Here is a 3,606-nt window from a genome sequence, read left to right as displayed (position 1 = left end):
GAACAGGGCGGGGACGCGAGCGACGCACGCAGCGGGAGGTCACGATGGGACTGGCCGCGGAGGAACTGGTCGAGGAGCGCCCCTACCGCTTCCGCATCGAACGCCGGGGACCGATGCGGGTGCCCGGCGTGGTGTTCGCCTCCCGGGACCTGCTCGGTGACGCCGCGCAGTCGCTGGAGCAGGTCGTCAACGTGGCCACCCTGCCGGGCATCGTCGGCGCCTCGTACGCCATGCCGGACATTCACTGGGGCTACGGCTTCCCCATCGGTGGCGTGGCCGCGACCGACGTGGACGGGGGCGGTGTCGTCTCGCCCGGCGGGGTCGGCTTCGACATCTCCTGCGGGGTGCGGCTGCTGACCGCCGACACCGACGGCGCGACACTGGAGCACGCCCTGCCCGCGGTCATGGACGGCCTGGACCGGGCGATCCCGCGCGGTGCGGGCCCCGGCGGCGTGTGGCGGCCGACGGGCCGCGGACAACTGGAGCGCATCCTGGGGGACGGCTCCCGGTACGCCGTCGCCGAGGGATACGGCGAGGACCGCGACCTCGCACGCTGCGAGGGCGGCGGCGCGGTCGCCGACGCCGATGGGACCCAGGTCGGCGAGCGGGCCCGCGAGCGGGGCACACGACAGGTGGGCAGCCTCGGGTCCGCCAACCACTTCCTGGAGGTGCAGCGGGTCGCCGAGGTGTACGACGAGCAGGCCGCCGCCGCGTTCGGGCTCGCCGTGGACCAGGTGTGCGTGATGATCCACTGCGGCTCGCGCGGCCTCGGCCACCAGATCTGCACCGATCATGTCAGGGCGATGGACCGCGCCATGGCCCGGTACGGCATCACCGTGCCCGACCGGCAGCTGGCCTGCGCCCCGGTCGACTCGCCGGAGGGGCGGGCGTACCTGGGCGCGATGGCGGCGGCCGCCAACTACGCCCGCGCGAACCGACAGATGCTGTCCTACGCGGCCCGCCGGGTCTTCCGCCGTGCCGCAGGCGCCCGCCTGTCACTCGTGTACGACGTGTCCCACAACCTCGCCAAGACCGAGACCCACGTGGTGGACGGGACACGGCGCCGGCTGTGCGTGCACCGCAAGGGCGCCACCCGCGCCTTCCCGCCCGGCCATCCCGACCTGCCCGAGGACGTGCGCGCGTACGGGCAGCCCGTGCTGATCCCCGGCACCATGGGCACGGCCTCGTACGTGCTCACGGGCGTGCCCGGCGGGGACGCCTTCTCCTCCACCTGCCACGGCGCGGGCCGCGTCCTGAGCCGCCACCAGGCGGCACGCACGGTCGTCGGCCGGGACCTGGGTGCCCGGCTGGAACGGGACGGAATCGCGGTACGGCCACGATCCTGGCGTGGCCTCGCCGAGGAGGCCCCGGAGGCGTACAAGGACGTGAGCGCGGTGGTGGCGGCCAGCGAACAGGCCGGACTGTGCCGCACCGTGGCACGACTGGTCCCGCTGGGCGTGGTCAAGGGCTGAGCGGCCGCATCCGCACGCTGCGGCCGCATCCGCACGCTGCGGCCGCATCCGCGCGCTGCGGCCGCATCCGCACGCTGCGGCCGCACCGGTATGCGGCAGCCGCACCGGCATACGGCGGCGCACCGGTACGCAGCGGCCGCGCCCGCACGCGACAGACGCACTGGCATGCGGTGCCGCACCGGTACGCAGCGGCCGCCCCCGCGCGCGGCAGCCGCACCGGCATGCGGCGCCGCGCTCGCACGCGATAGCCGCACCGGCATGCAGCGGCTGCCCCCGCACGCGGCAGCCGCACCGGCATGCGGCGCCGCACCGGCGCGCAGCAGCCGCGCCCGCACGCGATAGCCGCACCGGCATGCAGCGACCGCACCCGCGCGCGCCAGCTGCACCGGCATGCGGCGCCGCGCCCACACGCGTCGACAGCGCCTCACGCGGCAGCCGCACCCGCACTCGTCGACAGCGCCGCGCACCTCGACAGCGCGGCACACGCCGACAGCCCTCACGCGTCGATCGTCACCGCGCACGACCAGCCGTACGGGCCGGGCCCGATGTGCAGCTCGTGCCATGAGACGGCCTTCGGAGCGGCACCGATGACCTCCACCGCCGCCAGCTCGGCCACCGCCAGCCGCACGTCGAGGCCGTTGTCGGCCTCGTCGGCCGTGTCCACCTCCACGTCCACGGGCACCCTGCCGTGCACCTCCAGCCGGAAGAGGACCTCGTCCAGGAGCGTGGCCAACAGGTCATCGTCGCTGTCCTCGGCCAGCCGGACGCGCTCCACGGCGGTGGGCCGCACCGCGGAGACGTCGGCGAAGCACTCCACCATGCCCAGCACGGCCTCCGCCAGACAGCGCTCCCGGCTGGCTCCCCAGGCCTCGACGCGGATGTCGGCGGTGTGCGGCACCGTGCGGTGGCCGTCCACTCCCTCCCGTCGCGCCTGCACGTCGTCATCCGGGTCACCGACCATGGTCGCCTCCCGCCCCACCGTCGTGGAGCGTGGTGGCGTCATGCGTCTCGTAGTCCCGCGTTCTGCGGTGCCGTCCGTGTGCCGCCCGGCCCACCGTCACGGCCAGGCCCAGACAGAAGAGGAGCGCCAGCGCCAGGCCGGAGCAGAAGATGGCGAGCGTGTTCATCGTGGCGATGTCCTGGCCGAACATCGACACGGTGTACTCGGGGCCACCGGACAGGTTGTAGGCGATCACCAGGCCGGTGAAGGCGCCCGTGGCCGCGAGGAGGAGCAGTCCGATGAGCAGCATCCGGGTCATCTCCTCAGTACGGGTTGCGTGAGCAGCGAGTACCCAAAAACGCGTACCTGTGTCCGGAGCCTCTCCGTCCCGCGTCCTGCTCGGCGGTGAAGTGCCACGGGCCCCTGGTCAGAGGTCCAGCAGGTCCCGCGTCGGCACCGGAAGGCCCAGCTCGAAGGAGCGGTTCGAGGCCAGGCCGGTGACCAGGGAACGGGCGCCGTCGGCCGCGTCCGCCGCGCGCCCCAGCGGGTCGGGCGCGGTCGGCCGTTCGCCGAACAGGTCGGCCAGCATCCGTACGTCACCGCCCCCGTGCCCGCCCTCACCCGTGGCGACCTTGATCTCGCGCGGCGGCTCCCAGAAGCGGCGCAGCAGCAGCTCGGTCCGTCCGGCGGTGTCGTCCACCTCCGCGCCGTGCAGGACGGGGTCGGAGCCGTTCGTCCGTGCCCGGGGGCGTGTCCACGTCGACTCCTCGACGAGCAGTTCGATGCGGCCTTCGCTGCCGTTGAAGGCGATGCGGTAGCCCTCCCAGGGGGCGTACGCGGTGAGGTGGTACGTCAGCGTCGCGCCGGACACGTAACGGACCAGCACCGCCATGTCGTCCTCGATGGTCACTCCGGGGGCGAAGACGTTCTGGTCGCGGTGGTAACCGTCCTCCGCCTCCGCGTCCAGGTACAGCGCGCTGAGCACGGCGGAGTCGGTCAGGTGGACGGCGAAGGGGTCGTCCTGGGCCGCCGGGGAGCCGTGGGCGCGGTCGTAGTTCCGGGCGAGGCCGCGGCGTCCGCCGGCTTCGTCGCCGTAGAAGAAGAGGCCGCCCTGGGCGTAGACCGTCTCGGGTCGGCTGTCGAGCCACCAGTTGACGAGGTCGAAGTGGTGGGTGGATTTGTGGACCATCAGGC

Annotated in this window: 4 protein-coding genes; 1 reads left to right on the top strand and 3 read right to left on the bottom strand. The window is 73.8% G+C overall.

Features of this window, described 5'->3' with window-relative positions; all coding sequences use genetic code 11:
* Nucleotides 1–44 precede the first annotated feature (44 nt).
* Nucleotides 45–1,472 carry an RtcB family protein gene (locus FNH08_RS47005; RefSeq protein WP_152777976.1) on the top strand — a complete coding sequence of 476 codons (1,428 nt, stop codon included), beginning with the start codon at nucleotides 45–47 and terminating at the stop codon, nucleotides 1,470–1,472.
* A gap of 496 nt (nucleotides 1,473–1,968) precedes the next feature.
* Here FNH08_RS47005 and FNH08_RS47000 read toward each other — a convergent pair whose 3' ends face one another.
* The 3 genes from FNH08_RS47000 to FNH08_RS46990 form a co-directional block, all read right to left on the bottom strand.
* Nucleotides 1,969–2,433 (bottom strand): archease, encoded by a 465-nt coding sequence (locus FNH08_RS47000; RefSeq protein WP_152777978.1) that lies wholly within the window; start codon nucleotides 2,431–2,433, stop codon nucleotides 1,969–1,971.
* A complete protein-coding gene (locus FNH08_RS46995; RefSeq protein ID WP_152777974.1) occupies nucleotides 2,423–2,722 on the bottom strand; it encodes a hypothetical protein in 300 nt (99 codons plus the stop codon). The genes FNH08_RS47000 and FNH08_RS46995 overlap by 11 nt, the downstream gene beginning before the upstream one ends.
* A gap of 117 nt (nucleotides 2,723–2,839) precedes the next feature.
* Nucleotides 2,840–3,606: Gfo/Idh/MocA family protein (locus FNH08_RS46990; RefSeq protein WP_265579856.1), on the bottom strand; the 767-nt coding region annotated here is incomplete at its 5' end.

The sequence above is a fragment of the Streptomyces spongiae genome, from assembly GCF_009377185.1.
Lineage (GTDB): Bacteria > Actinomycetota > Actinomycetes > Streptomycetales > Streptomycetaceae > Streptomyces > Streptomyces spongiae.
This window is presented reverse-complemented; position numbering and strand designations above follow the sequence as displayed.

Excerpts from the sequence above, each read along its gene's own strand:
- FNH08_RS47005 (WP_152777976.1), top strand. The coding sequence starts at position 45 with ATGGGACTGGCCGCGGAGGAACTGGTCGAGGAGCGCCCCTACCGCTTC.
- FNH08_RS47000 (WP_152777978.1), bottom strand. The coding sequence starts at position 2,433 with ATGGTCGGTGACCCGGATGACGACGTGCAGGCGCGACGGGAGGGAGTG.
- FNH08_RS46995 (WP_152777974.1), bottom strand. The coding sequence starts at position 2,722 with ATGCTGCTCATCGGACTGCTCCTCCTCGCGGCCACGGGCGCCTTCACC.